The sequence below is a fragment of the Chromobacterium sp. FG22 genome (assembly GCF_057809415.1).
Genome location: NZ_JBMDJX010000007.1, coordinates 22,709 through 48,405, shown reverse-complemented (window position 1 = coordinate 48,405; position 25,697 = coordinate 22,709). Strand labels below are relative to the sequence as shown.

Genomic DNA, 25,697 nt, shown 5'->3' with positions numbered 1-25,697 from the left:
TGACAGTTTGCGGAGAATCGTCAAAGATAGCGAGATGAGCACAGCCAACACCAACTCGACCACCTTCCAGAGCGTCGCCGCCGCCAGCAAGACCGGCGCCGCGCCGCGGAAAAGCTACGACGATCCGTACAGCAAGCGTCTGTTCCTGATCATAGACAGCCTGCCGGAAATGCAGCGCGCGCTGGCGATGACCCTTTCCTCCTTCGGCGCTGACAAGGTGGAGTACGCCAGCAAGGCCGGCGACGCGCTGGCCAAGATGGGCAAGTACGAGTTCGACGTGGTGCTGTGCGACTACGATCTGGGCAACGGCTACGACGGCCTCTACCTGTTCGAAGAGGTCAAGGAACGCAATCTGATCAAGCAGTCCTGCGTGTTCATGATCGTCACCGGCGAGCGCCGCTCCCAGCGCGTGATCTCCGCCGCGGAACTGGGGCCCGACGACTACCTGCTCAAACCCTTCACCGGCGAAGTGCTGCGCGAGCGGCTGGAAAAGGCGATGCGCCGCCGCGAAGCCTTCCGTCTGGTGGACGAGGCCATCATGCGCCACGAATACCTGAGCGCCATCGAAGTCTGCACGCGCCTGATCGGCGAGCGCGGCGAATTCACGCTGGACTTCATGAAGCTCAAGGGCTCGCTGGCGCTGAAGATAGGCGACTTCGACAGCGCGCGTTCCCTGTACATGGACGTGCTGCGCATCAAGCCGGTGCCCTGGGCCAAGATGGGCCTGGCCAAATCGCTGACCGGGCTGAAAGCCTACGACGAGGCGCGGCTGCTGTTCGAAGAGGTGCTCACCGACAACGACCGGGTGATGGAAGCCTACGACTGGCTGGCCAAGCTCTACCGCAGCAACCACAATCTGGACGAAGCCCAGGCCACCTTGAAACAGGCCACCGACATCTCGCCGGTGGTGTTCCGCCGCCAGCAGCAGCTGGCGGAAGTGGCCCTGCTCAATAATCAGCTGGAAGTGGCGGAAGGCGCCTGCCAGACCACGCTGGACATCGCCAAATACACCTGGCACCGCAGCCCCACCCACTACGCCGCGCTGGCGCGGGTGCAACTGGCGCGCGGCGACACCGCCAACGTCGGCCGCACCCTGTCCAATCTGCGCCGCGACTACCGCTACAACGAAGAAGGCGAATGGATGGCCGGCGTGGTGGACAGCCAGCTGCAAAACAAAAAGGGCAACCGCGACAAGGCGCGTCAGTTGTTTAGCGACGCCGAGACCAAATTCCGCCAGCTGGCGCCCAAACTCAGCAGCGACGCGCAGATGGAGTTCGCCCGCGCCTGCTACGCCCAGGGCCACAAGGACGCCGGCAACAGCGTGATGCGCGATCTGGTGCGCAACCATCACGACGACGAGGAACTGCTGGCGCGCTTCGGCGACATGTTCGAAGAAGTGGGCCTGGGTGAGGACGGCCGCCAGCTGATCGCCGACAATGTGCAATCGGTGCTGGAACTCAACAACCAGGCGGTGCGCGAAGCCCAGGCCGGGCAATTCGACTCCGCCATCGAGCGCTTCGTCAAAGCCCACGAGGAAATGCCGCAAAACATCCAGGTCATGCTCAACCTGATCAACGCCACCATGGCCTACGTCCACCGCCAGGGCTGGCACGAAAGCCATATGCGCCGCGCCCACGACATGCTGAGCAAGGTGCGCGACCTCGCCCCCACCAACAACAAGTTCCAGAAAATCCTGCAAGCCTGGCGCATGCTGGTGGAAAAGCTGGGCAAGCCGCAATGGGTGCTGTAAGCCCCTGGCAAGATTGGCGCGCGCTGGTGGTGGACGACGAACCGCTGGCCTGCGAGCGCCTGCGCCAACTGCTGCGCGAGCAAGGCCTGCAGCATGTTTACTGCCTGACCGACAGCCGCCAGGCCATGAGCTGGCTGGCGCAAAACCCGGCCGACATCGTGCTGGCCGACATCTCCATGCCCGGCGTTTCCGGCCTGGAACTGGCTCAGCAACTGCGGCGCCAGCCGCTGGCGCCTCAGCTGATCTTCACCACCGCCCATGAACAGTACGCGGTCAGCGCCTTCGAACTGGAGGCCATAGACTACCTGCTCAAGCCGGTGCGGCGCGAACGCCTGCGTCAGGCGCTGGAGCGCGCCGGCCGCCAGCGCGGCGATGCGCCGCAGCCGGAAGCCAGCTTCACCGTGCGCCAGCGCGACCGCCTGCTGCCCATCCCCTTCTCCCAGGCCCGCTACCTCAAGGCCGAACTCAAATACGTCACCCTGGTGACCCCGGACGCGGAATACCTGCTGGACGAAACCCTGATCGCGCTGGAACAGCGGCTGGGCGACGCCGCCGTGCGCATCCACCGCAATTGCTTGGTGATGCGCCACGCGCTGCGCGAGCTGTTCCGCGCCAGCGCGGACGGCGAGGAACAATGGCAGGTGCGCCTGGCCGATATCGGCCAGCCTCTGCCGGTCAGCCGGCGGCAGCTGGCCGGCATCAAGCAATGCCTGCACCAGCAGGACTAGGCACGCCCTTCCCTCCCCGCGCGCCGTCGCCATATATACAGATCATAAAACCAAAGCATCTGTAATCATTGATGGCAGAAAGCTGCGTTCTGATTTTCAATCGCATCAAGCTTGACTTTAGTCATTTGTCATTATCAGAACTAAAACTATCATCCTCGCCCATGCGCACGGTTCGCGCGGCAGCGTCCCGCCGCCGGCCATACATTCATTTTTGGGCAAGGAGCGGTCATGCGGTCATTGAAAATCATCTTGTTGTCGTCGGCGTTCAACGGACTCACCCAGCGCGCCTGGCTGGAATTGCGCCAGTCCGGTCACCAAGTCAGCGTGCAGCTGTTCACCAATGAACAGGAAGTCAGCGCCAACATCCAGCGATCCGGCGCCGATCTCGTCATCTGCCCCTTCCTCAAGGACCGGGTGCCGGAAACCCTGTGGCGCGACGCCAGCCGGCCGGTGGTCATCATCCACCCCGGCATCGTCGGCGACCGCGGCGCCTCGGCGCTGGACTGGGCCATCACGCTGCGGGAAAAACGCTGGGGCGTCACCGCGCTGCAGGCGGTGGAGGAAATGGACGCCGGCCCGATCTGGTCCAGCTGCGAATTCGACATGCCGCCGGACGTGCGCAAATCCGAGCTCTACAACGGCCCGGTCAGCGACGCCGCCCTGTATTGCATCCGCGACGTGGTGGAGAAGTTCGGCACCGGCTTCAAGCCCGCGCCGTTGGACTACGGCCAAGCGCATGTGCGCGGCCGGCTGCAAGCCAATATGCGGCAAAGCGACCGCGCCTTCCTGTGGCAACAGCCCGCCGCCGAGATCAAGCGCCGCATCGACGCCGCCGACGGTCAGCCCGGCGTGCTGACGCAACTGGCCGGCGGCGACTACTACGTCTACGACGCCCATCTGGACTACCGCGCCGGCCAGCCTGGCCAACTGCTGGCGGTGCACGACGACGCCGTGCTGGTAGGCGCCGGCGAGCACAGCCTGTGGCTGGGCGCGCTGCGCCGCAAGCCGGAGGCCGGCGAAGAAACCTTCAAACGCCCGGCGCGCCATGTGTTGGCCGGCTTGCTGGACGACGTGCCGCGGCTGGACTGGAGCCTCGCCACCCATCCTCACTGCGAGGAAAGCTATCAGCCCATCCGCTACCGCGAATACGGCCGCGTCGGCGAGCTGACCTTCGAGTTCTACAACGGCGCGATGAGCACCGAGCAATGCCGACGGCTGAGCGAGGCCCTGCGCTGGGCCAAGGCCCAGGACACCAGCGTGCTGCTGGTGCGCGGCGGCCGCGGCAGCTTCAGCAACGGCGTCCACCTCAACGTGATCCAGGCCGCGCCGGAACCGGGGCTGGAAGCCTGGGCCAATATCCAGGCCATAGACGACGTCTGCCAGGAAATGCTGACCGCGCGGCAGCTGGTGGTGTCCGGCCTGACCGGCAACGCCGGCGCCGGCGGCGTGATGCTGGCCCTGGCCGCCGATCTGGTGTTCGCCCGCGGCGGCGTGGTGCTCAACCCGCACTACAAGACCATGGGCCTGTACGGCTCGGAATACTGGACCTACAGCCTGCCGCGCGCGGTGGGCGAGGAACAGGCCCGGCAGCTGACCGAAGCCTGCCTGCCGCTGAGCGCGCGCGAAGCCTGGCGTCTGGGCATGGTCCACGACATCGGCCCGCACGACCCGCACGACTTCGGCGTCTGGCTGCGGCAGGCCGCCGGACTGGCGCTGAGCGACGACCGCTTCCGCCCGCAGCGCGCGCGCAAGGCCGAGCTGGATCTGGAGCGCATGGAGCGCTGCCGCCAGACCGAGCTGCTGGAGATGCGCCAGGACATGGTGGAAAACCGCGGCCAGTTCCTGGAAAAATGCCGCAACTTCGTGCTCAAGCGCAAAGCCTGCGGCACGCCGCAACGCCTGATCGCCGACTGGGCGCAGGCGCGCTGAGCAACGGCGAGACAGCGCTTTAAAACAGCCTTCAAAGAGCAAAGCCCCGTCTCTTCAACGCCCAAACGGCCCGCCCTGGCGGGCCGTTTGATTTCAATCTCATCCCGAAAAACCACAGTATTGTTTTACGTACAACTACTTAAAACCCGCTTTTTCATCAGTCAAAGCTAAAAAATAGCCGCTCCTTCTTATAAAATCTGTCATCCCCTCTTTCCCCCTTCCTACGGTTGCTACATGCGGACACGGCTGGTTTATGCAGGATGCATCGCGATATGGCTGGTGCTGAGTGCGCTAGTGGCCCTGTCGGTCGCCAGTCACGCGCTGCTGGGCGCGGAGCAGCAATTCAACCGCGACGCCCTGCTGCTGTCCGAACAGCTCAATCAAAAACTGCAAAGCCATGAAACCGTGCTGGACAGCTACGCCACCTTCAGCACGCTGGACCGCAGCTGGAGCCTGCCGTCCGAGAAAAGGCTGGCCCGGCAACTGCTGCGCCGTTATCCCCAGATCCAGTGGCTGGGGCATATCGAACGCATCAGTCCCGGCCAATTGCCGATGTTCAGACAACGCTTGAAGCAGCTGTACGGCCAGGCGCTGCCCCTGCCCGCCGCCAGCGGCGACGGCTGGGAAGGCCGCTTCGGCCTGTTCCCGCTCGCCTTCATCGAACCCATGCCCCAGCCCGGCCTGCTGGCCGCGGACCTGGGCCGGCTGCAAGCCGCGCGCCAAGCCCTTCAGAACGCGCTGGAAAGCGGACGGATGGAAATCTCCAGTCAGATCAAGTTGCCCGGCCTGCCGGCCGGCTATCTGCTGATCCGCACCATGGACGATATGCTGAGCAAACCGCTGGCCGCCCCGCTGGCGCCGGCCCACTTCGCCGCCATGGCGATACGCGCCGACAGCCTGCTGCCCAGCCCGCTGGCGCTGCGCGAGGGCGTGGAAGTGCGCCTGTTCCACCGCAACGACCCGCCGCCCGGCCCGCCCACCCTGCTGCGCGACGCGGCACGTGCCAGCGCCCTGGAAACCCTGCTCTTCCCCCGGCTGGAAGCCCGCCATCCGTTGGGCGGCGCCAGCCAGCCGCTCTTGCTCACCATCAGCCAGCAACTGGGCTGGCGGCAGATAGGCGCGTTTGAATGGGGCATGCTGCTATTCCTGTCGCTGGCCTTGCTGGCCGGCCTGCTGCTAGTGTCGCACCACTATCTGCAACTGGCGCACGGACGTCGCCAGCGCGAAAACCAACTGTTCTACCTGGCCAATCACGACCGTCTGACCGGCCTGGCCAACCGCAATCTGTTCTACGACCGGCTGCAACACGCCATCTCGCGGGTGGACCGCAGCGGCAAGCGGCTGGCCTTGCTGTTCCTGGATCTGGATCGCTTCAAACCGGTGAACGACACCTACGGCCACATCACCGGCGACCGCATCCTGCAACTGATCGCCGCCCGCATCAAGGAAGAATTGCGCGGCGAAGACACGGTGGCGCGGCTGGGCGGCGATGAGTTCGTGGTGCTGATGGAAGACATAGAATCCAACCGCGAGGCGGACAAAATCGTCAATCGCCTGAAACAGGTGATTCATCAGCCCTACGAGGTCAACGATAACCTGATCACGGTGGGCGTCAGCATCGGCATCGCCTATTACCCGGAGGACGGCTTGTTGATCGACGAGCTGCTGACGGTGGCGGACCGCAAAATGTACGGCGACAAGCGCGAGATCGCGGCGGCGGGCGCCGAGACGGCCTGATCCCAGGCCGCCGCAACCCCGCCCCCGCTAATGCGCGGCCTCCCCAAGCGCGACGCCTGACGACGCCGTCTCCCGCGGCCGCGCCAGGCCGTTGAACCAGACATTCAGCGCCACCGCGCTGACCGTGGCCAACAGGATGCCGCTGTGCAGCAGCGGCGCCAGCACCTCCGGCAGCTGCCGGAAAAAACCGGGCGACACCGTGGGAATCATGCCCAGGCCCAGGCTGATGGCCACCACCAGCAGATTATGCCGCTGCGTCTGATAGTCCACCTTGCCCAGAATCTTGATGCCGGTGGCCAGCACCATGCCGAACATCACCAGGCCGGCCCCGCCCAGCACAAAGGGCGGAATCGAGGCCACGATCAGCGACATCTTGGGCACCAGGCCAAACACCACCAGGATGCCGCCGGCCATCACGCACACCCAGCGGCTGCTGACCCCGGTGACGCCCACCAGGCCGACGTTCTGGGAAAACGAGGTATGCGGGAAGGAATTGAACAGACCGCCGATCACCGTGCCCAGCGCGTCCACCCGCAGACCGCGCACCAAGGCCGCCCTGTCCACCGGACGCTCCACGATCTCCCCCAGCGCCAGAAACATGCCCATGGACTCCACGAAGATGATCAGCATCACCACGGTCAGCGTCAGGATGGACCACAGCTCAAAACGCGGCATGCCGAAACGGAAGGGCGCAATGGGCGCGAACCAGGCCGCCTCGCCCAGGCCGCCCAAATTGACCTTGCCCAGCAGCAAGGCCAGGACAAAGCCGAACAGCAAACCCAGCAACACCGCGATATTGCAGAAAAAGCCTTTCAGATAGCGGGTGATCAAGAGGATGAACACCAGCACCGCCACCGACACCCCCAGATAAAGCGGATGGCCGTAATCCGGGTTGCCCCTGCCGCCGGCGGCCCAGTCTATGCCGACGCGGATGATGGACAGGCCGATGGACGTGATCACCACCCCGGTGACCAGCGGCGGAAACAGGCCGATCAAGCGCCCCATCAGCGGCACCAGCAACAGGCTGAGCACCCCGGCGCCGATAGTGGCGCCGAAGATGCCGGGCAGGCCCAGCGCCGGGTTGCCGCCAATGGCCACCATCGGGCCCACGGCGGCGAAAGTCACCGCCATGATGACCGGCAGCCGGATGCCCAGACTGCGGAAGCCCACGCACTGCAATAGCGTCACCAGCCCGCAACAGAATAAATCGGCGCTGATCAAGAACGCGATCTGCTCCTTGGGCAAGCCCAGGGAACCGCCGATGATCAGCGGCACCGCCACCGCGCCGGCGTACATCACCAACACATGCTGCAGGCCCAGGGTGAACAGCTTGCCTGCCGGCAGGGGCTGATCCACCGGGTGCACCGTCTGCTTGCCATCCATGCTCGTCTCCTTGGTAGATGCCGGGCCGCTTTTTCAAACACGCGGTCCTGGCGACTTGCGGGTATTACACAATCGACTCCTTGACAGCAAATAAGGGAAGGCGGCGCAGGCTCAGCCCGCGCCGCCCGGTTTGATCAGGCAGGGGCGCGACAAGACGGCCTCGTCGCAGTTGTCGCCGGCGCCGATGCGGTCCAGCAGAATGAAATCGCCCACCTGCTCCAGACAAGTCAGCGGGTGGTGCCAGGTGCCGCGGTGGTAGTTGACCCCCTGATCCCCGCGCGCCAGGAAGGCGCGGATCCGGTCTTCGTCCGGACGGTCGCCCATGCCTGCCGGCGCCACCACCACCACGCAGGCGGCGCCGCTGCAGGGAATGAAGGCCTGGCTGCCCAGCGGATGCCGTTCCAGCATGCGGATCTCCAACGGCAGGCCATGCGCGTCGCCGCGCGCCATGCTGATGCCGGGCTGGCCGCCGCCGGCCTCCACCAGGCCCAGCCGGTGATAGCGGCGAGTGCTGCCATGATTGATGGGAAACCAATCGCTGCCGTCGATTTCGATCACATCGCCAAACGGGGCGAACGCCTGTTTGGTCAACGGTTCCAAGCTTAGAATCCTCATGCCTCGCTCCTCAACAGAACGCCGTCGGCAAGGGCGAGCGGCTCAATCCGCCAGCCGTCCCCAAATCCGCAGCCGGCTGACCCCGCCGTCCGGGAAGATGTTCAGCCGCACATGGGTGACCGCGCCCAGATCGCGCAGCATGGTCTTGTCGTAAAAATGCTGCCGGTCCATCTCGGTTTTCTGCTCCGGCAACAAGTGTTCCCAAAACATGGCTTGGGTCACAATGGATTGATCGGTGCCATGACGGACGTAAGCCGCCTGCACCGAGACCCGATCCGGGTAATTGCCCTTGAAATGCGCGGTGTCGACTTCGATGCTGTCCACCAGCGCCGCATGTCCCAGCTCGACGATGCACCAGTCGTTGCCCGGCTCTCGGCGGCGGCGGGTTTCCCAGCCGTCGCCCATATTCACACCGCGCCCCGGCATGATCAGCCGGAAGGGCACGCCGAAATGGGCGTCGTTATAGGCGACGATGCGGCCGCCCTTTTCCAGCGCCGACACCTCATGCAGCGCGGCCGGGTCCTGCCGCGCCCAGTCGCAGGCGGGCTGGCCGTAGACGCGGAAACGCGCCACGCCGCCGTCCGGGTAAATATTCAAACGCAGATGGGTCCAATCGCGCGCATCGTCGATGGCGATGAAATGATGAGCGCTGGCGCCCAAGGAGGTCGCCGGCAGGATTTCCACCCACTCGCTGTCTTCATCCGGATCGCCGGCCGAACGGCAGGCGTCCACCGAGGCCGCCGGCGGGTAGTTGCCGCTGAAGTGGCTGGTATCGATATCCAGCCCCTTGATCACCCCGGGCAGGCCCAGCTTGATCACCGCGTGGTCGTAGCCGCCGTTGCGGCGGCGGCGGGTTTCCCAGCCGTCCATCCATTTGCCGTGATCGTCGAACTCGCCGACGATGAACACCGGCTCGGACGCTTGCAGCATCCGTTCCGCCGCGGCGAACCACTGATCGGAACAGGCCAGGACCCTCGCGCCGAAATCCGCCGCGGCCAGATTGGCGTAACGCCGGGCGAACTCCGGCACCTCGACCGCCGGGGCGTGCAGCGCCGTTCCCGCCGGGTGATTGACAAGCGCCATCAGACTTTCTCCTTATCAATGACGTCGGCGCGCGCGCCGTACGCCGTTCATGCCGCCAGCCGGCTCCAAATCAGCGCCAGCCCCAAGGCGAGAAAAAACAAGGCCGAAACCTTCAGGAAGACGAGCCGCAGTACCGCCAGACGCTGGAAGAACAGCTCCGCCAACAGGCCGTACGCGGTCTTGCACGATAAATCGATCGCCACCCAGCCGGCCGCCATCCAGCCCAGTTGCGGCGCCAGCGGCGCTTGGGCGTTGATGAACTGCGGCAGCAGCGCCACGAAAAAAGCGATGTCCTTGGGATTGCTGATGCCCAGCAGAAAAGCATGGGAAAACCATTGCGCCGGCGCCGCCTTTCGGCTGCCCTGAGCCGCCGCGGTCCGGCCGGCGCCGCGCCAGGTCTTGAAACCCAGCCACAGCAGATAGCCGGCCCCCAGCGTCTGCAGGACGGAGAACAGACCGGGAGAGGCCAGAATCAGCGCGCCCACGCCCAAGGCGGACAAAAGCAGCAGCGACAAAGACGCCAGCACGCCGCCGGCAAACGCCGGCCAGGCGCGCAACAGGCCATGCTCGGCGCTGGTGGCGACCATGAACAGCGACAGGGGGCCGGGCACGGCGATCACCACCAGGATGGACAACAAGTACATGACGAGAATCTGGCTGGACATGGCGGCTCCGGTCTAGTCGCGGGATCAGGAAGAAATCAGTTCGGCCAAGCGCAGGCCGGCGATCCGATAGATTTGCTGCAAACAGGCCAGCCGTTCCGCCTCCGGCTCGGCAGCCAGCCGCCGCTGGAACTCGGCGATGACGCCGGCGCGCCCATAGCCGCGCACCGCCAGGATAAAGGGAAAACCGAAACGGGCCCGGTAGTCAGCGTTCAGCCGCCGCAACAACTCCAGTTCCTGCGGCGAACACTGATCCAGGCCGGCGCCGCCTTGCTCGGCGGCGGATTCGGCGGTCAACTCCCCGCGTAGCGCGGCCTTGCCGGCTAGCTCCGGGTGGGCGCGGATCAGTTTCAATTGCGCCTCCACGCCCGCCTCCTCCACCTGCCGCCGCATGCAGCCGTGCAGATCCGCCACGCTGGCGAACGGCCTCAGGCCGGCAGCCTGCGCCGCCACCCACGGCGAGTGTTCGAAAACACAGCCCAGCGCGGTGACGAACTGCTCCGTCGGCAGGGCGTTGATGCGTTCCAGCGTCAAGGACATGGCCGCTCTCCGGTGAAAGGATGCGTCTCCCGCCAATGCCGGGCGATGTCCAGCCGCCGGCAGATCCATACCCGCGGATGACGCTCCAGATAATCGAGAAAACGACACAGGCCGGCAAAGCGGCCGGGCCGGCCGATCAAGCGGCAATGCAGACCCACCGACAACATGCGCGGCTTGTCCGCCCCTTCGGCGTAAAGCACGTCGAACGCGTCTTTCAGATAGCTGAAAAAATGCTCGCCGGTATTGAAGCCCTGCGCGGTAGCGAAGCGCATATCGTTGGTGTCCAGCGCGTAAGGCACGATCAGATGCGGCTGCTCGCCGCCGTCGCTGCGTCGCACCAGGGTCCAGAACGGCAAATCGTCGCCGTAGTAATCGGAGTCGTAGAGAAAGCCGCCGTCGTCCGCCACCAGCCGGCGCGTATTGGGGCTGTCGCGGCCGGTGTACCAGCCGGACGGACGCTGGCCGGTCAAACGACGGATCGCCTCCACGCAGCGCCGCATGTGCTCGCGCTCCACCGCTTCGTCCACCTGCTGATAATGCAACCAGCGATAGCCGTGGCCGGCGATCTCGTGGCCCAGCTCCGCCAGCGCGCCGGCCAGTTCCGGATGCCGCTCCAAAGCCATGCCGACGCCGAACACCGTCAAGGGCAGGCCGCGCCGCTCAAACTCGCGCAGAATGCGCCACACCCCGGCGCGCGAACCGTACTCGTAAATCGACTCCATCGACAGATGCCGCGCCGGGTAGGCCTCCGCGCCGATGATTTCCGACAAGAACTGCTCGGAGCCGGCGTCGCCGTGCAACACGCAACTCTCGCCGCCTTCCTCGTAATTGAGCACGAACTGCACGGCGATGCGCGCCGCGCCCGGCCAATTGGCCTCCGGCAGATCGCGGCCGTAGCCGATCAAATCGCGTGGATAATCCGCCTGCATGGCCATCCTTCCCGCTGTCAGCGCTTAAGATTGAACACCGTCCACGGGTCCAAATGGGTGTGGGTTTCCACCTTCATCCGCCGCTCGCAATCCTCTAGATGATGGTGCATCGCCGCCGCCGCGCCGGCGCGGTCCCCGGCCTCCAGCCGCGCCAGAATCGCCTCATGCTCGTCGAAGGAACAAGCGCTGCGGCCGGGCACATCGTACAAAGCGATGATCAGCGAAGTGCGCGAACACAGGCCGTGCATCAACTCGGTCAATACCTCGTTGTCGGCCAGCCGCGCTAGCTGCACATGGAAGGCGTTGGACAGACGGATCCAGCTGACCCGGTCGCCGCGCTCGAAAGCCGCGCGCTCGTCGGCCACCATGCGCCGCATCGGCGGCAGGCGCTCGGCCAGATCGGGCAAGGCCAGCAGCTTGTCCAGAATCGCCGCCTCCACCATGCGCCGCGCCTCGAACACATCGCGGGTTTCCTTCTCGTCCGGCTTGGCGACGAAAGCGCCGCGGTTGGGCAGGATGTCGACGATCTTGTCATGCGCCAGCTGAGCCAGCGCGCTGCGGGCGCTGCTTCGCGAGCATTGAAAGGCGTCGCACAGCACCGCCTCGGTCAGCTTGACCCCCGGCAATAAGCGCTGGTCTATCACCGCGTCGAAGATTTCCCAGTACAAGCGATCGGCGTCATTGCTCGGCGCGCCGTCGCCCACCAAGGTGGACGCTCTGGGCGCCGCGGCCTGCGTTCCGTTAGCGGAATGCAACATGTCCTCTCCCGGTATTTCCATATCCCGCTCTATGCCTTCAGAATTTTGTTGACAATTATTGTCGTTGGCAAACACTATCGTCAACACAAATTGTCGACAATTTTAAATCGCCATCGCGAACAACAAGATCGACAACAGGTCCGCCAGATCGGGCCGCACAACAAAGGAGAAACAACCGTGGGCAAATTGACCACCCATGTGCTGGACACCATGCACGGCAAGCCGGCGGCGGGCGTGCGCTGCCAGTTGTACCGGCTGGACGGAGAACAACGGCTGTTGCTGGCCGAGGCGACGACCAACAGCGACGGCCGCTGCGAACGTCCGCTGCTGGAAGGCGAGCAACTGCGCGCCGGCGTGTACGAACTGCTGTTCCATGCCGGCGATTACTTCGCCGCCCAAGGCGTGAAGCTGCCAGAACCGCGCTTTCTAGATCAGGTGCTGCTGCGCTTCGGCGTCGCCAAGGCGGACGAAAACTTCCATGTGCCGCTGGTCCTGACGCCGTGGAGCTATTCCACCTACCGCGGCAGTTGACGCTGTTCCCGTCCCCCACCCGGAAACCTCGCCATGGAAAACTACCTGCTGGAGCTGGGCAACCTGCTGCTGCGCTGGTTGCACGTGATCGCCGCCATCGCCTGGATAGGCGAATCGATTTACTTTGTCATGCTGGACAACAGCCTGTCGCCGCCCGCCGCCGCCGATGCCCGGCGCGGCCTGCACGGCGAGATGTTCGCCGTACACGGCGGCGGCTTTTACCATAACCAGAAATACCTGGGCCAACCGCCCTTCCCGCTGGACGACAAACTGCACTGGTCATTCTGGAAATCCTACGCCACCTGGCTGTCCGGCTTTGGCCTGTTCTCCCTGCTCTACCTGCTCAATCCCGCCTTCTACCTGGTCAACCCCGCCAGCCCCTGGGCCTGGGCGGCGGCCTTGTCCGGCGGCGCGGCCGCCTTAATCGCCGTCGCCTTCCTCTTGGGCGGCTGGCTGGCCTACGATCAGCTCTGCCGCCGCATCAGCCCGGACATGAACCGCGACGGCGCGCTCAGCCTGGCCGTGGCGCTGCTGATGGCGCTGGCGGCCTACGCCAGCAGCCACATCTTCCAGGGCCGCGCCGCCTTCCTGATCACCGGCGCGGTCATGGCCACCTGCATGTCGGCCAATGTCCTGTTCTGGATCATCCCCGGTCAGCGCCGCATGGTGCGCGCCATCCAGGCCGGCGACAAACCCAATCCGCTGGATGGGCTGCGCGGCAAGCAGCGCTCGGTGCACAACACCTATTTCACGCTGCCGGTGGTGTTCCTGATGATCAGCAACCACTACGCCTTCACCTTCGGCAGCCGCCACGCCTGGCTGATCATGGTGCTGTTCATCCTGTCCGGCGCGCTGATCCGCCAATACTTCGTGCTGCGCCACTCCGGCCGCCAGCGGCCGCTGCTGCCTGCGCTGGGCGGCCTGCTGCTGGTCGGCGTGGCGGTATTGGCCGCGCCGCCCCCGCCCAATACCGCGCCCGCGGCGCCGCAAGCCGCGGCGGACGCCCCTGAACCGGCGGCGGCGCAAACGGCGGCCGACGCCCGTCTGCGACAGATTCACGCCATCATTCAAAACCGCTGCCTCTCCTGTCACTCGGCCACGCCCAGTCAGGCCGGTTTCGTGGCGCCGCCGGCCGGCCTGAAGTTTGACGATGCGCAGGAGATTCTCATCAACGCGCACCGGATCAAGCAGGCGGTGGCGTCCAAATACATGCCGCTGGCCAACTTGACCCAGATGACCCAGGAGGAGCGCGAGACTCTGGCGAAATGGGGGCCGGCGCCCGGCCGCTAACGCAACGCCGACCCGTTTGAAAGTGGCGAGCGGCTTAGCCATATGGGTTGACTGGGGATAACTTTCCCATTCCGCCCCATCTGTGGATATCTTGAAACGATCAAGAAGAAGCCGCCTCGCCTTGACCCCCGCCCGCCGCTCGGCAACAATCCCCCCGTTGCCGCCTACACGCGGCACCCGGGATTGGCGTCCCGGTACATCTCCATCTTTGTGGCCTACGCAGCAACTGCGCAGGCTGCTTTACCATGGCCGCGCCATTTGGCAGGCGCATGGTGGGGGAGTGCCATGGCACTCGCCGGTTTGGAGACAGTCCGGTACGCCAATCCTGCCACGCGCCTGCCCAATACCTCAGCCTTCCCCGGCAGGTGGTTTATCTTGTGTCACAGCAGGAGAAACACCATGCAACAGCCTCAAAACTTTCCCCCGCGCCGTCGCTACAAATTGAACGCCCTGGGACAACAGGAAGCGCTGCTCCCCTTCGTCCGCTTCTGCCCCGGCCGCACCTACCCGCATTACTGGCAAATGCCCACGCCCAGCAAGGATCTCCTCGCCGACCACGCCTATGGCCGCGAATGCGCGGCTCACCTGTTGCAATGGCTGAAGGACAATCGGGAATACGTCGGCAAAGGTCTGCTCAGCCGCGTGGCGCGCGACATTGATTTTGACGACCGCGCTGGACGCGGTCAGTGGATGGGTTTCTTCAACTATCTGGAAATCATGATGCTGCTGGGCGCCGACCGGGTCCGGGTCTACCGCCATGTCGATAGCCAACACCAGATCTACCTGGCGCTGGGGCAGCGCTTCAGCCTGGAAGCGCGCTTCCGCCGCATCCGCCTGCGAAACCGCTAAGCGTCTGGTGGTGGGTATCGCTGCGCTCCACCCACCCTACGGCAGGAGGTTTGGTCGGGGGTATTTGTAGGGTGGGAGGAGCCGATAGGCGATACCCACCAAGCCCCGCCGCCTTTCCTTGCGCGTCACGCTTAAGGAGTGTGTGGAACGACGGCTACCGCAAACACGAGCCGGAATGAAAACGCGCGTCCTAACCTTCAGGACGCGCCGCCTTGCCAACAGACGCCGCCGAGCATGGGTTCCGCCCAAAAAGGCGGACGGACGGCCTCCTCCGTTGTTTTGGCCATTTCCACCCAGGCGTCTTGCTTGCTCCACTCGTACAAGACGCCGGGCTGGATCAGATGCAGGTAGACGCGCTCGAAGGCGGACGACTCCAACAGATGATGGGTGGCGGCGGTCAGCGCCGCTTCCTGGATGAAGGCGGGAAACAGGGTGGTGGCGGCCACGCCGCCGAACTGCGGGATATTGGCCGCCAGCAGCAGGCTCAATTCATAGCCGGGCTTGGCCGCGTAGCGCTTCACGCACTTGGCTTGGATACGGTATTTGATCGCGGCGATGGGCGCGTTGGGCACGCTGATCGCCGCGTCCTCGCCCTGCTGCGCCTGGCGCACTTCGCGGGCGCGCAGACAGCCCTTGCCGCCGCCGAACAAGTGCTCGTCCGCATGCACTTCCGTCACTTCGAAAGCGATCCGCCGGCCGTCGCTGAGGGTGGCGCCCACATCCGGCAGCGGCGGCGGCCAGGACTGCCGGTCCACTGCGTGCAAACCCTTGCGCTGCAATAAACGCAGCACCAGTTCCAGCTCTTTTTGCGCTTTTGAAGCCATCGGCCTCCCCCAGCCTGCGTCCGCTGGCGTTGCGGCGCGGCTGCGGCCGAAACGCCGGGGCGCGGTTATTTTGGCTATCGCTCAACCCAACCCGGCACAAGATATTTCTTTTTAGCACAAAAAATAAGCTATTCAGATTGGATTTAAAGTTTGATAAGCGATAGCGCTGCGCCGGGGGGCTTCAGTGCTGGGAATCTCCTTCGCCGGGCAGCACCACGAACTCGCCGTTCAGGCCGCCCACCGCTTCGCCGCCGCACTCCAGCGCCACGGCAAGCCGCAAGCGCCCCATGCGTCCGCGCCGCAAAGCCCGCTCCAGCTTGTCCCAGTCGGCGGCGTCCGGCGCGGCGGCGCGGGCGAGGAAGTCGGCGACGATGGGCTTGTCGTAGCGCATGTCGTTGCCGTGAATGATGACGCGGCCGGCCAGGCCGCGCTCGCGCAAGCGTATGAACACCAGGCACCAGGCGGCGAGGATGGCCACCGCCGAGGCGCTGCCGCCGAACACAGTGGCGCGGTGGTTGATATTGGGCGCCAGCGGCGCGCTCAGGATCACGCGCTCGCCGCTGGCCTCGGCCACGCGGACCGCCATCGCGGCGGACAGCGGGATGTGTTGATGGAGGTAGTCTTCAAGCGCCTGTGGACTCATGTTGCTCTCCCAATTCGGCGCGCCCGGCTTTGGCGCCGCCGCCCTCATTCTGCCCCAAGAGGTGGCGCTGGAAAAACCACAGGCTATGGCCCAGTTGCAGCACCTGGTTTTCCCGTTTGGCCGCGCCGTGGCCTTCGTCCGGGAACAGGATCAGGCCGCCGTCCACGCCCTTGCCGGCCATCGCGCGGTACATTTGCAGCGCCTCGCCCACCGGCACCCGCGGGTCGCTGACGCCCTGGATGATCAGCAGCGGGTCGCGCAGCTTGTCGATGTGATTGATGGGCGACAATTGCTCCAGCGCGGCGCGGTCGCGCTCCAGGTCGCCGTATTCGGCGGCGCGCAGCGCGCGGCGGTAGGGCGCGGTGTTTTGCAGGAAGCTGACCAGATTGGCGATGCCGACATTGGACACGCCGGCGTCGTAGGCGCCGGCGAAGATGGTCATCGCCGCCAGCGTGGAATAGCCGCCGTAGCTGCCGCCCATCACGCCGATCTTGGGCGCCACGCCGTCCGCGCCCCACTGGCTGCGGATGTAGCGCGCGGCGTCTTCGATATCGGACAGCACTTGCAGCCGGCGCGGACCGTTGTCGCTGTCCAGCCAGCTCTTGCCGTAGCCGACGGAGCCGCGCACATTGGGCTGCACATAAATGAAGCCGGCGTCGACGAATAACTGGGCCTGCGGCAAGAAGCCGGCCCGGCTCTGGCTCTCCGGCCCGCCGTGAAAGTGGACCACCACCGGGCAGGGCGTGGCCGCGCAGCGCGTCGGCCGGCGCACGAACATCGGAATCGGCGTGCCGTCGCGCGCCGGGTAGCTTTCCAGGCTGACCTTGGCGAAGCCCTGGGTATCCAGTTCCGGCGCGGACGGCAACAGCCATTGGCTGAGTTTGCCGCGCTTGCTGTCCCAAACGTGGCTGCTGGCCGGCGCGGTGTCGGTTTCCACGCTGAAGTTGACGTAGCGGCCGTCGCGGCTGAGGTTGACGACGTTGACCTGGGCCGCGCCGGGGAAGGCCGGCAGCTTCAGCGCGCGATAGCCGCGGCGGCCGTCCAGCGCCAAGGCCTTGCCGTAACCATCCTGGCTCAGCGTGTAGTAGACACGGCCCCGCTCATGGTCGATGTTGAGGTTCTCCACGTCGCCGCGCGCTTCCGGCGTCAGCGCCTGGAAAACGCCGGCGCTCCACAGATAAAGACGGTGGTATTCGCCGAACTTATTGCTGCGCACCAGGTATTCGCCGTCGCGCAGGCCGAAGTCCATCCGATAGTCGACGGCCTCGCCCTGGCCCAGCAGCGGCTGCAAGGCTTTGCCGTCCGGCGTCCATAAATAGAATTCCGCGCTGGCGTTGCTCAGCGTCTTTTGCAGCAATAGACGGCCGTCGTCGCGGTGGTCGGCGATGCTCCAGGCCCCGCGCTCGCCGAACAGCCGCTCGCGGCGGCCGTCGGCCAGCCGATAGCGATACAGGGTGTAGCTGTCGGCCCGCTCGTCGTTGCTGCGGTAGTACAGCCATTGGCCGTCCTTGCTGAGAAACTGGAACTGGGTCTGCACGCCGGGCTTGTGCTGGACTTCGCGCAGCGCGCCGCCGGCGGCGGCTTGCAGATAGAGGCCGGGATTTTCCTCGCCCTTGCGGTCGCGGCTGAGCACCAGCCAGCGCGCGTCCGGACTGACGTCCTGGATCAGGGTGGCGTCTTCGCCGCCGGTAAGCTGCACCGGAAAGCGTTGCGGACCGTCCAGCCTCCAGACCTGCGGCACGCCGGTGACGCGCCAGCTGAAATACAAGGCCTTGCCGTCCGGGGACAACACGCCGGCGCCGGGCGCGCGCAGGTCCAGCATATTCTGCACTTTGCGGCTCAGCTCCGCCGGCAAGGGCGCGGCGCGGTAGCGCGCCACCTCCTCCGCGCTGACGCTGGCGGCGCCAAGGCCGCTGTAGCCGCCGGCGGCGCAGTCATGAGTGGACAACATCATCAACGCTGCGGTGGATAAGGCACGGACCATCATGACGACTCCTGAACCATTGGGCGGGCGACCAGTATAGCGGCCATGACAAAGCCATCGCAATTTGCATTATTCTCATGCCGACTCTGCGACACTTTGTCGCATGCTAGGGGGATGAGCAGGCGCTAAACTGATGCGGCTAATCCTCATTCGCATTTGTCGCCGCCAATGGCCGACACGCGCGCTAACCCTGATCCGCAAAGAGCTACGATGAAAAAGATCGCCCTGCTGGCCTTGCTGGCCGCTTCCGGCTCCGCCCTCGCCCACGTCACCCTGGAAACGCCCACCGCCGCCAGCGGCGGCTATTACAAGGGCGTGCTGAAAATCGGCCATGGCTGCAACGGCAGCCCCACCACCGCCATCAGCGTGGAAATGCCGGAGGGCGTGCGTCTGGCGCAGCCGATGCCGAAAGCCGGCTGGGAAGTGGAGGTGAGCAAGAGCGCGGTCAAGCCTTTCGACAATTACGGCCGCAAGGTGAGCGAGGATGTGAGCCGCATCACCTGGAAGGGCGGCAAGCTGCCGTCCAATTTCTACGATGAGTTCGTATTCCAGGCCAAGATCGCCGCCCAGCCGGGCAAGCTCTACTTCAAGGTGAAACAGCTGTGCGAACAGGGCGAAACCAATTGGGCGGACATTCCGGCCCCCGGCCAGGACGCCCATGACTTGAAAAGCCCGGCGGCGGAGCTGACGGTGACCGCCGGCGCGGCCGGTCATCATCATTAAGAATCTATTTACGATCTGCTGCGCGTCGTGGAACGTGGCTCGGTGAGTGCACCTTGGAAGCGCTCATGTGCCTTATGTACATTCCGCTTCCTCAGCTGTTTTCGCCTTGTCTCGCCTTAGCGCGCGAGATCGTAAACACGTTCTCGGAACGGATTCCTTGCGCCGGCCTGATCCCGCTTGCAAGCGGGCCGGCCAAAGGCATGAAAAACGCCGGCGGCGAGTCTCTCGCGGCCGGCGTTGTTGCATGGATGGGAGGGATCAGCGGAATAAGCCTTTGAGCAGATCCGCGCCCTGGGACAGCAAATCATCGCCCTGTGGCAGCTGGCCGTTGGGGGTCAGCTTGTCCACCAGACCGGGCAGATGTTCGGCCACCAATTGCGACACTTGCCCCTGGTCCAGGCCCACTTTTTCCGCGATGCCGGCGAGTTGATCGCCGCCCAGTACTTGCTGGATCTGCTCGGCGGACACCGGCAGATTCCCGCCCTGCCCCACCCACGACGACACCAGCTCGCCCAGACCGCCTTGCTGGAACTGTTCCAGCAGTCCGGACAAGCCGCCTTGTTGTTGCAACAAGCTTTGCAGGGCTTCGCCGGCGCCGCCTTCCGCGCCGCCGGACAGCAAACCGCTCAAGGTATCGAATAAAGCCATGGTGCTCTCCTGTTTGCCGCGCACGGGGCGCGAATCTTGGTGAATGTCCCGCCGGATCAAGCGGCCAGCAGGCCCGCCAGCCCGCGCATGGTCTGCCAGGGGTCGCCGACTTCCACGCCCTTGATCTGACGGTCTATGCGCGCGCATTCGTCCAGCGCGGTCATCAGCTTGCGCGGGCCGATGCGGCGCAAGGCCGGTTCGGCCAGACGCTGCTTGTCGCCCCACAAACGCAGTTCGCGCGCCATGTCGCGCGCGTTGCGCCCATCCTTCAGGCCCTGGCGCAGACGCAGCAACATGCGCACGTCTTCGGTCAGCGACCACAACACCAGCACCGGCGCCTCGCCTTCGGCCATCAGGCCGTCCAGCATGCGCAGCACCCGCGGCACGTCGCCGGCCAGCCAGGATTCGGACAGATGGAACACGTCGAAGCGGGCCACATTGGCCACCGCGGCGCGCAATTGCTCCAGCGTCAGTTCGCCGGCCGGATACAGCAAGGCCAGCTTGTCCACTTCCTGGCGCGCGGCCAGCAGATTGCCCTCCACGCGATCAACGAAGAAAGCCAGCGCCTCGCCGCCCAGCACCTGGCCCTGGGCCTTGAGCCGGCGCGTGATCCAGCCGGGCAGCTCGGCGCGCCCCACCAGGCGGGCCTCCGCCGTCACCGCCAGCTTTTCCAGCGCCTGGAACCATTTGGACTGCTGCTGCGCGCGCTCCAGCTTGGGCAGGGTGATCAAGGTCACCGTGTCCTGCGGCGGCTGCGCCGCCAGCTGTTGCAGCGCTTCCGCGCCTTCGGTGCCGGGTTTGCCGTTGGGAATGCGGATTTCCAGCAGCTTGCGCTCGGCGAACAGCGAGACGCTGCTCATCGCGTCGCGCAATTGCGACCAATCGAAACCGGCCTCCACCGTCAGCACTTCTCGCTCCTGATAGCCTTGCTCGCGCGCCGCCTGGCGCAGCGCGTCGGCGGCTTCCAGCGCCAGCAGCGCTTCCTCGCCGTGGATCAGGTAAAGCGGCGCCAGGCCCTTGCCCAGCGCCGCGATCAGCGCGTCAGGGCTTAGGCTGGGCATCGGCGGGCTTCAGGCTTTGCGGGCCGGTCAGCGGCGCGGCGGCCGGCTTTTTCAGATAGGCCAGCCGGCGCACGATCTGCTCGGCCGCGTCGCGGCGGGCATCGGCCCAGATCAGCGCTTCTTCCTGCTCCTTGCCGAGGATGGCGCTGTCGGAGTAGTTCATGCTGCGGCGCACGACCACCGTCATGTCCGGCTCCACCGGCACGCCGAAGAGCACGGTGCGCACCACGGCGGTGTAAGTCAGCTGGTACTCGTTGATCTTGCCGCCCACGTTCAGGGTCAGGATGTCCTTGGACTGATTTTCGCTGAGGATGGTCACCACCGCCTCGGCCTGCTTGGGATTGCCCAGCACTTGCAGACGCGGGTCGCGCGCCAGCACGGTGCGCACGTCGCCGGCCACCGCGGTGTTGCCGCCGTCAAAATACATCGAGGCGAACGGCAGCGGCTTCATCGGGCCGCCCAGGCCGCGCAGGTGGAAGCCGCAGGCGCTCAGCGTAAGGGCCAGCAGCGCCAGCCACAGCCATTGCAGGGAAAGTCTCATTCGCGATTCCTTATCGGGAAACAATGCTTGCCTGGCCCGGCCCGGGGCGCGATCCGCGTCCCGGAGCCTAAGCCACGCCGGTTTACACCACGATGTTGACCAGGCGGCCCGGCACCACGATGATTTTCTTGGCCGGTTTGCCTTCCATGAACTTCTGCACGTTTTCATGCGCCAGCGCCGCCGCCTCGATCGCGTCCTTGGCCGCGTCGGCGGCCACGGTGACGCTGCCGCGCAGCTTGCCGCCCACTTGCACCATCAGTTCGATCTCGCTCTTGATCAGCGCGCTCTCGTCCACTTTCGGCCAAGCTTGTTGCAGCAATTCGCTGCCCGGACGCAAGGCGTTCCACAACGCGTCGCAGATATGCGGCACGATGGGGGACAGCAACAGGGTCACGGCTTCCAGCGTTTCCTGCGCCACGGCGCGGCCGGCGTCGCCGGAGGTGTCGGTCTTGTCGTAGGTGTTCAGCAGTTCCATCACCGCGGCGATGGCGGTGTTGAATTGCTGGCGGCGGCCGTAGTCGTCGGCCACTTTCTGGATGGTGGCGTGCAGCTTGAAGCGCAGGTCTTTCAGGCCGGCGCTCAGTTCGCCGCCGCGGTAAGCCGGCGCCAGGCCGGTTGCGACATGCTCGTTCGCCGCCTTCCACAAGCGCTTGAGGAAGCGGAACGCGCCTTCCACGCCGGCGTCCGACCATTCCAGGCTCTGCTCCGGCGGCGCGGCGAACATCATGAACAGACGGGCGGTGTCCGCGCCGTAGTTTTCAATGAATTCCTGCGGGTCCACGCCGTTGTTCTTGGACTTGGACATTTTCTCGATGCCGCCCACCACGACCGGCAGGCCGTCCACGCGATGCTTGGCGGCCACGATCTTGCCCTTGGCGTCGCGCTCCAGCACCACGTCCTGCGGCGCGATCCAGTCGGTGGCGCCGTTGGGCAGTTCGCGATAGAAGGTTTCGCACACCACCATGCCCTGGGTCAGCAGGCTCTTGAACGGCTCGTCGCTGGACACCAGGCCCTCGTCGCGCATCAGCTTGTGGAAGAAGCGCGCGTACAGCAGGTGCAGGATGGCGTGTTCGATGCCGCCCACGTATTGGTCCACTTGCAGCCAGTAGTCGGCCGCCTTCTTGTCCACCATCGCGGTGTCGCACTTGGGCGAGGCGTAGCGCGCGTAGTACCAGCTGGACTCGACGAAGGTGTCCATGGTGTCGGTTTCGCGCTTGGCCGCGCCGCCGCATTTCGGGCAGCTGGTTTCGTAGAATTCCGGCATCTTGGCCAGCGGGGAGCCGGCGCCGTCCGGAATCACGTTCTCCGGCAGCGTCACCGGCAGGTCTTTTTCCGGCACCGGCACGTCGCCGCAGCTCTGGCAGTGGATGATGGGGATAGGGCAGCCCCAGTAGCGCTGGCGGGAAATGCCCCAGTCGCGCAGGCGGTATTGGGTTTTCTTCTGGCCGGAGGCCTTGGCTTCCAGATCGCCGACGATGGCGTCGAAGGCGGCGGCGAAGTTCAGGCCGTCGTATTTGCCGCTGCCCACGGTGCGGATGCTGTCGTCCTTGGCGGCGTACCAGTCCTGCCAGGCGGCGGCGTCGAAGTTGTCTTCGCCGCTGGCCGGCGCGTAGACCTGCTGGATCGGCAAGCGGTATTTGTTGGCGAACTCGAAATCGCGCTCGTCATGCGCCGGCACCGCCATCACCGCGCCTTCGCCGTAACCCCACAGCACGTAGTTGGCCACCCATACCGGCAGTTTGGCGCCGGTCAGCGGATGAACGACGAACAGGCCGGTGTCCATGCCCTTCTTTTCCATCTTGGCCACGTCGGCCTCGGCCACGGAGCCGGCCTTGCATTCGGCGATGAAGGCTTGCAGCTCGGCGTTGCCGGCCGCGGCCTGGCTGGCCAGCGGGTGTTCAGCAGCCACCGCCACATAGGTGGCGCCCATCAGGGTGTCGGGGCGGGTGGTGTAGACCTTGAGTTGGCCGGCGTGGCCGATGCTGGCTTCGTCGTAGGCGAAGGCCACATCGGAGCCGAAGCTCTTGCCTATCCAGTTGCGCTGCATGGTCTTGACCTGTTCCGGCCAGCCGTCCAGCTTGTCCAGATCCGCCAGCAGCTGCTCGGCGTAGTCGGTGATGCGGAAGTAGTACATCGGGATTTCGCGCTTTTCCACCAGCGCGCCGGAACGCCAGCCGCGGCCGTCCACCACTTGCTCGTTGGCCAGCACGGTCTGATCCACCGGGTCCCAGTTGACCACGCCGTTTTTCTTATAGATCACGCCTTTTTCAAACAAACGGGTGAACAGCCACTGTTCCCAGCGGTAGTAGTCCGGCTTGCAGGTGGCCAGCTCGCGTTCCCAGTCCAGCGCAAAGCCCAGGCTGTCCAGCTGCTGCTTCATGTATTCGATGTTGGCGTAGGTCCAGGCCGCCGGCGCGCCGCCGTTTTTCATCGCGGCGTTCTCGGCCGGCAGGCCGAAGGCGTCCCAACCCATGGGCTGCAGCACGTTGAAGCCTTGCAGACGCTTGAAGCGGGCCAGCACGTCGGTGATGGTGTAGTTGCGCACATGGCCCATGTGCAGCTTGCCGGACGGATAGGGGAACATCGACAGCGCGTAGTATTTGGGACGCGACGCGTCTTCCACGGCTTTGAAAGCGGCAGTCTTCTGCCATTTCTGCTGGGCGGCGGCTTCCACCGCGCGCGGGCTGTATTGTTCTTGCATGGCGATCTTTATCTGGACTCTGAAATACAAAAGGCGGGCTGCCCGGAGGCGCCAGTGATGCGCTCCGCTCCGGATAGCCCGTCCGCAAAAAGGTTGCCCCCATTATAACGGCGTCTTCGCTTCCGCGATAAGACCCCAAAAAAACAAATGCTTGGCCGGCTCCTTGACCCGTCGCCGTCAAGGGCAGGGCTTGACGCCCCAGCCTTTGCGGCCGCGCCAGCAGGAGAAATCCTCCTTCACCGAGCGTATGGTCCAGACATTGCCTTCGCGGGAGAGCTGGAAGCGCTGGCGCATGCCCTTGACGCTGTCGTCCATCAGGCCTTCGCGCAGCAGCGCGATGCTGGCCTTGTCGAAGGCTTCCGGCGGGCTGGTCTGGATCACTTTCAGGCTGCGGTATTCGAACTGGCCGTCTTCGCCCAGCCGATTCTTGGCGAAGCGCAACACCACTTCCAGCGGCAGTTCGCCGGGCTGGCCGGCAAAGGGGAAGCGCGTCTCGTCGCTATAGGCGGAGGCGGCGGCGGGCATTCCGGCCAGTAAGGCCGCGGCGCAGAGAACGATGGTTTTCAATTGCCAGTCTTTCCTTGTCGAAAACCAGATTCGACCGGCCTACGCGCCAAATAGTTGCGCGGGCTTAGATAGCGATTCAAAGTCTGCCGCGCTTCGGCGATACCGCGTTGAAAACGCTTTCAGGATGCTCATGCGCCACCTGCATATTCCGCCTCTTCAAGCGTTTTCGCCTTGCCTCGCCTTCGCTCGCGAGATCGTAAACACGTTCTTAGACCCGGCCGGCCAGATGGGCGTCGCGGAAACGCTCCAGTTGCCGCAGCAGCGCCTCGAGTATGCCCGGCTCCCACACAGAGTGGCCGGCGGCTTCCACCAGTTCGTAGTGGGCCTGCGGCCAGGCCTGGGCCAGCCTCAGCGCGGTGGAGGGCGGGCAGACCACGTCGTAACGGCCTTGCACGATGGCGGCGGGAATGTGGCGGATGCGCGCCAGCCCATCCAGCAGCGCGCCTTCCGGCAAAAACACGCGGTTGACGAAGTAATGGGCCTCCAGCCGCGCCAGCGACAAGGCCACGTATTCGCTGCCGGCGCGCTCGGCGGCGTCGGCATTGGGGCGCAGCGCGACGCAAGCGCCCTCGTAGCGGCCCCAGGCGCGGCAGGCCGGCAGGTGCACCGCCGGGTCCGGATCGGTCAGCCGCCGGTAATAGGCGGCCAGCAAATCGCCGCGCTCCGCCTCCGGGATGGGCGCGACGAAGCGTTGCCACTCCTCGGGAAAGAACTGACCCATGCCGTGCAGAAACCAGTCGATCTCGCGGCGCTCGCCCAGGAAAATGCCGCGCAGAATCAGGCCGCTGACCCGCTCCGGATACGCCTGGGCGTAAGCCAGCGCCAGCGTGCTGCCCCAGGAGCCGCCGAACACCAGCCAGCGCTCTATGCCCAGTTGCTCGCGCAGCCGCTCGATGTCCGCCACCAGATGGGCGGTGCTGTTGTCGCGCAGCTCGCCGCGCGGCGAGGAGCGGCCGCTGCCGCGCTGGTCGAACAGCACCGCGCGGTAAAAACCGGGGTCGAACAACTGGCGGCAGGCCGGCACGCAGCCGTCTCCGGGCCCGCCGTGCAGATAGAGGACCGGATACCCCTGCGGCAGGCCGCACTGCTCCCAATACATGGAATGCAAGCCGTCCAGCGGCAGCATGCCGCTGGCAAACGGTTCTATCGGCGGATACAGCATGGCTTCTCCATCAAAAGTTCGGTTTCTCAGAACCTGTTGAAAGTCTCGTGAGCCAGTGC

General features: G+C 65.2%; 24 protein-coding genes. 8 read left to right on the top strand and 16 right to left on the bottom strand.

The window, feature by feature from the left end; all coding sequences use genetic code 11:
* Positions 1–34: 34 nt before the first annotated feature.
* The 4 genes from ACODSD_RS09015 to ACODSD_RS09000 all read left to right on the top strand — a co-directional run bounded on the left by ACODSD_RS09015 (position 35) and on the right by ACODSD_RS09000 (position 6,144).
* Entirely contained in the window at positions 35–1,750 is a 1,716-nt protein-coding gene (locus ACODSD_RS09015) for a tetratricopeptide repeat-containing response regulator (RefSeq protein ID WP_107797762.1), read from the top strand.
* Positions 1,738–2,478: a LytR/AlgR family response regulator transcription factor gene (locus tag ACODSD_RS09010; protein ID WP_107797761.1), complete on the top strand. Its 741-nt coding sequence runs from the start codon at positions 1,738–1,740 to the stop codon at positions 2,476–2,478. The genes ACODSD_RS09015 and ACODSD_RS09010 overlap by 13 nt, the downstream gene beginning before the upstream one ends.
* Before the next feature lie 228 nt (positions 2,479–2,706).
* Positions 2,707–4,407: a hydrogenase maturation protein gene (locus tag ACODSD_RS09005; protein WP_488877214.1), complete on the top strand. Its 1,701-nt coding sequence runs from the start codon at positions 2,707–2,709 to the stop codon at positions 4,405–4,407.
* A 279-nt stretch (positions 4,408–4,686) separates the two neighbouring features.
* Positions 4,687–6,144, top strand: a complete 1,458-nt coding sequence (locus ACODSD_RS09000; protein WP_488877213.1) for a diguanylate cyclase domain-containing protein — start codon at positions 4,687–4,689, stop codon at positions 6,142–6,144.
* A 27-nt stretch (positions 6,145–6,171) separates the two neighbouring features.
* On the opposite strand, the gene ACODSD_RS08995 is transcribed toward ACODSD_RS09000, so the two are convergent.
* The 7 genes from ACODSD_RS08995 to ACODSD_RS08965 form a co-directional block, all read right to left on the bottom strand.
* Positions 6,172–7,527, bottom strand: a complete 1,356-nt coding sequence (locus ACODSD_RS08995) for a nucleobase:cation symporter-2 family protein (RefSeq protein ID WP_319792913.1) — start codon at positions 7,525–7,527, stop codon at positions 6,172–6,174.
* A gap of 111 nt (positions 7,528–7,638) precedes the next feature.
* Entirely contained in the window at positions 7,639–8,142 is a 504-nt protein-coding gene (locus ACODSD_RS08990) for an ureidoglycolate lyase (protein WP_488877212.1), read from the bottom strand.
* A 42-nt stretch (positions 8,143–8,184) separates the two neighbouring features.
* Positions 8,185–9,225 carry an allantoicase gene (gene alc / locus ACODSD_RS08985; RefSeq protein ID WP_486636361.1) on the bottom strand — a complete coding sequence of 347 codons (1,041 nt, stop codon included), beginning with the start codon at positions 9,223–9,225 and terminating at the stop codon, positions 8,185–8,187.
* Between the two features lie 47 nt (positions 9,226–9,272).
* Positions 9,273–9,890, bottom strand: a complete 618-nt coding sequence (locus ACODSD_RS08980; RefSeq protein ID WP_488877211.1) for a LysE family translocator — start codon at positions 9,888–9,890, stop codon at positions 9,273–9,275.
* Between the two features lie 24 nt (positions 9,891–9,914).
* Positions 9,915–10,427, bottom strand: coding sequence for a 2-oxo-4-hydroxy-4-carboxy-5-ureidoimidazoline decarboxylase (gene uraD / locus ACODSD_RS08975; protein ID WP_488877210.1), 513 nt, complete (start codon positions 10,425–10,427; stop codon positions 9,915–9,917).
* Positions 10,418–11,356 carry an allantoinase PuuE gene (gene puuE / locus ACODSD_RS08970; RefSeq protein WP_488877209.1) on the bottom strand — a complete coding sequence of 313 codons (939 nt, stop codon included), beginning with the start codon at positions 11,354–11,356 and terminating at the stop codon, positions 10,418–10,420. The genes uraD and puuE overlap by 10 nt, the downstream gene beginning before the upstream one ends.
* Before the next feature lie 17 nt (positions 11,357–11,373).
* Positions 11,374–12,114, bottom strand: coding sequence for a GntR family transcriptional regulator (locus ACODSD_RS08965; protein WP_488877208.1), 741 nt, complete (start codon positions 12,112–12,114; stop codon positions 11,374–11,376).
* A 177-nt stretch (positions 12,115–12,291) separates the two neighbouring features.
* On the opposite strand from ACODSD_RS08965, the gene uraH reads away from it, so the two are divergent.
* The 3 genes from uraH (at position 12,292) to ACODSD_RS08950 (ending at position 14,784) form a co-directional block, all read left to right on the top strand.
* Positions 12,292–12,645 carry a hydroxyisourate hydrolase gene (gene uraH / locus ACODSD_RS08960; RefSeq protein ID WP_107797751.1) on the top strand — a complete coding sequence of 118 codons (354 nt, stop codon included), beginning with the start codon at positions 12,292–12,294 and terminating at the stop codon, positions 12,643–12,645.
* Positions 12,646–12,678: 33 nt separating this feature from the next.
* Positions 12,679–13,935 (top strand): urate hydroxylase PuuD, encoded by a 1,257-nt coding sequence (locus ACODSD_RS08955; RefSeq protein WP_488877207.1) that lies wholly within the window; start codon positions 12,679–12,681, stop codon positions 13,933–13,935.
* A gap of 399 nt (positions 13,936–14,334) precedes the next feature.
* Positions 14,335–14,784, top strand: coding sequence for a hypothetical protein (locus tag ACODSD_RS08950; RefSeq protein ID WP_253313556.1), 450 nt, complete (start codon positions 14,335–14,337; stop codon positions 14,782–14,784).
* Between the two features lie 197 nt (positions 14,785–14,981).
* Here the strand turns inward: ACODSD_RS08950 and ACODSD_RS08945 are convergent, their stop codons facing one another.
* The 3 genes from ACODSD_RS08945 to ACODSD_RS08935 form a co-directional block, all read right to left on the bottom strand.
* Positions 14,982–15,608: a hypothetical protein gene (locus ACODSD_RS08945; RefSeq protein WP_488877206.1), complete on the bottom strand. Its 627-nt coding sequence runs from the start codon at positions 15,606–15,608 to the stop codon at positions 14,982–14,984.
* 181 nt (positions 15,609–15,789) lie between these two features.
* A complete protein-coding gene (locus ACODSD_RS08940) occupies positions 15,790–16,251 on the bottom strand; it encodes a YiiD C-terminal domain-containing protein (RefSeq protein ID WP_488877205.1) in 462 nt (153 codons plus the stop codon).
* On the bottom strand, positions 16,232–18,238 hold the full coding sequence (locus ACODSD_RS08935) for a S9 family peptidase (RefSeq protein ID WP_488877204.1): 2,007 nt from the start codon (positions 18,236–18,238) through the stop codon (positions 16,232–16,234). The genes ACODSD_RS08940 and ACODSD_RS08935 overlap by 20 nt, the downstream gene beginning before the upstream one ends.
* A gap of 207 nt (positions 18,239–18,445) precedes the next feature.
* On the opposite strand from ACODSD_RS08935, the gene ACODSD_RS08930 reads away from it, so the two are divergent.
* Entirely contained in the window at positions 18,446–18,958 is a 513-nt protein-coding gene (locus ACODSD_RS08930; RefSeq protein ID WP_227106373.1) for a YcnI family copper-binding membrane protein, read from the top strand.
* 258 nt (positions 18,959–19,216) lie between these two features.
* Here the strand turns inward: ACODSD_RS08930 and ACODSD_RS08925 are convergent, their stop codons facing one another.
* The 6 genes from ACODSD_RS08925 to pip all read right to left on the bottom strand — a co-directional run bounded on the left by ACODSD_RS08925 (position 19,217) and on the right by pip (position 25,638).
* Positions 19,217–19,606: a YidB family protein gene (locus ACODSD_RS08925; RefSeq protein ID WP_107801124.1), complete on the bottom strand. Its 390-nt coding sequence runs from the start codon at positions 19,604–19,606 to the stop codon at positions 19,217–19,219.
* A gap of 56 nt (positions 19,607–19,662) precedes the next feature.
* Complete coding sequence (holA, locus tag ACODSD_RS08920) at positions 19,663–20,667, bottom strand: DNA polymerase III subunit delta (RefSeq protein ID WP_107801125.1); 1,005 nt, start codon at positions 20,665–20,667, stop codon at positions 19,663–19,665.
* Entirely contained in the window at positions 20,648–21,208 is a 561-nt protein-coding gene (locus tag ACODSD_RS08915; RefSeq protein ID WP_107801126.1) for an LPS-assembly lipoprotein LptE, read from the bottom strand. The genes holA and ACODSD_RS08915 overlap by 20 nt, the downstream gene beginning before the upstream one ends.
* Positions 21,209–21,290: 82 nt before the next feature.
* Entirely contained in the window at positions 21,291–23,909 is a 2,619-nt protein-coding gene (gene leuS, locus ACODSD_RS08910) for a leucine--tRNA ligase (RefSeq protein WP_488877203.1), read from the bottom strand.
* A 177-nt stretch (positions 23,910–24,086) separates the two neighbouring features.
* The gene (locus tag ACODSD_RS08905; protein WP_107801128.1) at positions 24,087–24,476 is read right to left on the bottom strand and encodes a hypothetical protein; all 390 of its coding nucleotides are present in this window, start codon (positions 24,474–24,476) and stop codon (positions 24,087–24,089) included.
* 208 nt (positions 24,477–24,684) lie between these two features.
* Positions 24,685–25,638, bottom strand: coding sequence for a prolyl aminopeptidase (pip, locus tag ACODSD_RS08900; protein ID WP_488877202.1), 954 nt, complete (start codon positions 25,636–25,638; stop codon positions 24,685–24,687).
* Between the last annotated feature and the right edge of the window lie 59 nt (positions 25,639–25,697).

Excerpts from the sequence above, each read along its gene's own strand:
- ACODSD_RS09015 (WP_107797762.1), top strand. The coding sequence starts at position 35 with ATGAGCACAGCCAACACCAACTCGACCACCTTCCAGAGCGTCGCCGCC.
- ACODSD_RS09010 (WP_107797761.1), top strand. The coding sequence starts at position 1,738 with ATGGGTGCTGTAAGCCCCTGGCAAGATTGGCGCGCGCTGGTGGTGGAC.
- ACODSD_RS09005 (WP_488877214.1), top strand. The coding sequence starts at position 2,707 with ATGCGGTCATTGAAAATCATCTTGTTGTCGTCGGCGTTCAACGGACTC.
- ACODSD_RS08995 (WP_319792913.1), bottom strand. The coding sequence starts at position 7,527 with ATGGATGGCAAGCAGACGGTGCACCCGGTGGATCAGCCCCTGCCGGCA.
- ACODSD_RS08990 (WP_488877212.1), bottom strand. The coding sequence starts at position 8,142 with ATGAGGATTCTAAGCTTGGAACCGTTGACCAAACAGGCGTTCGCCCCG.
- alc (WP_486636361.1), bottom strand. The coding sequence starts at position 9,225 with ATGGCGCTTGTCAATCACCCGGCGGGAACGGCGCTGCACGCCCCGGCG.
- ACODSD_RS08980 (WP_488877211.1), bottom strand. The coding sequence starts at position 9,890 with ATGTCCAGCCAGATTCTCGTCATGTACTTGTTGTCCATCCTGGTGGTG.
- uraD (WP_488877210.1), bottom strand. The coding sequence starts at position 10,427 with ATGTCCTTGACGCTGGAACGCATCAACGCCCTGCCGACGGAGCAGTTC.
- puuE (WP_488877209.1), bottom strand. The coding sequence starts at position 11,356 with ATGCAGGCGGATTATCCACGCGATTTGATCGGCTACGGCCGCGATCTG.
- ACODSD_RS08965 (WP_488877208.1), bottom strand. The coding sequence starts at position 12,114 with ATGTTGCATTCCGCTAACGGAACGCAGGCCGCGGCGCCCAGAGCGTCC.
- ACODSD_RS08955 (WP_488877207.1), top strand. The coding sequence starts at position 12,679 with ATGGAAAACTACCTGCTGGAGCTGGGCAACCTGCTGCTGCGCTGGTTG.
- ACODSD_RS08950 (WP_253313556.1), top strand. The coding sequence starts at position 14,335 with ATGCAACAGCCTCAAAACTTTCCCCCGCGCCGTCGCTACAAATTGAAC.
- ACODSD_RS08945 (WP_488877206.1), bottom strand. The coding sequence starts at position 15,608 with ATGGCTTCAAAAGCGCAAAAAGAGCTGGAACTGGTGCTGCGTTTATTG.
- ACODSD_RS08940 (WP_488877205.1), bottom strand. The coding sequence starts at position 16,251 with ATGAGTCCACAGGCGCTTGAAGACTACCTCCATCAACACATCCCGCTG.
- ACODSD_RS08935 (WP_488877204.1), bottom strand. The coding sequence starts at position 18,238 with ATGATGGTCCGTGCCTTATCCACCGCAGCGTTGATGATGTTGTCCACT.
- ACODSD_RS08930 (WP_227106373.1), top strand. The coding sequence starts at position 18,446 with ATGAAAAAGATCGCCCTGCTGGCCTTGCTGGCCGCTTCCGGCTCCGCC.
- ACODSD_RS08925 (WP_107801124.1), bottom strand. The coding sequence starts at position 19,606 with ATGGCTTTATTCGATACCTTGAGCGGTTTGCTGTCCGGCGGCGCGGAA.
- holA (WP_107801125.1), bottom strand. The coding sequence starts at position 20,667 with ATGCCCAGCCTAAGCCCTGACGCGCTGATCGCGGCGCTGGGCAAGGGC.
- ACODSD_RS08915 (WP_107801126.1), bottom strand. The coding sequence starts at position 21,208 with ATGAGACTTTCCCTGCAATGGCTGTGGCTGGCGCTGCTGGCCCTTACG.
- leuS (WP_488877203.1), bottom strand. The coding sequence starts at position 23,909 with ATGCAAGAACAATACAGCCCGCGCGCGGTGGAAGCCGCCGCCCAGCAG.
- pip (WP_488877202.1), bottom strand. The coding sequence starts at position 25,638 with ATGCTGTATCCGCCGATAGAACCGTTTGCCAGCGGCATGCTGCCGCTG.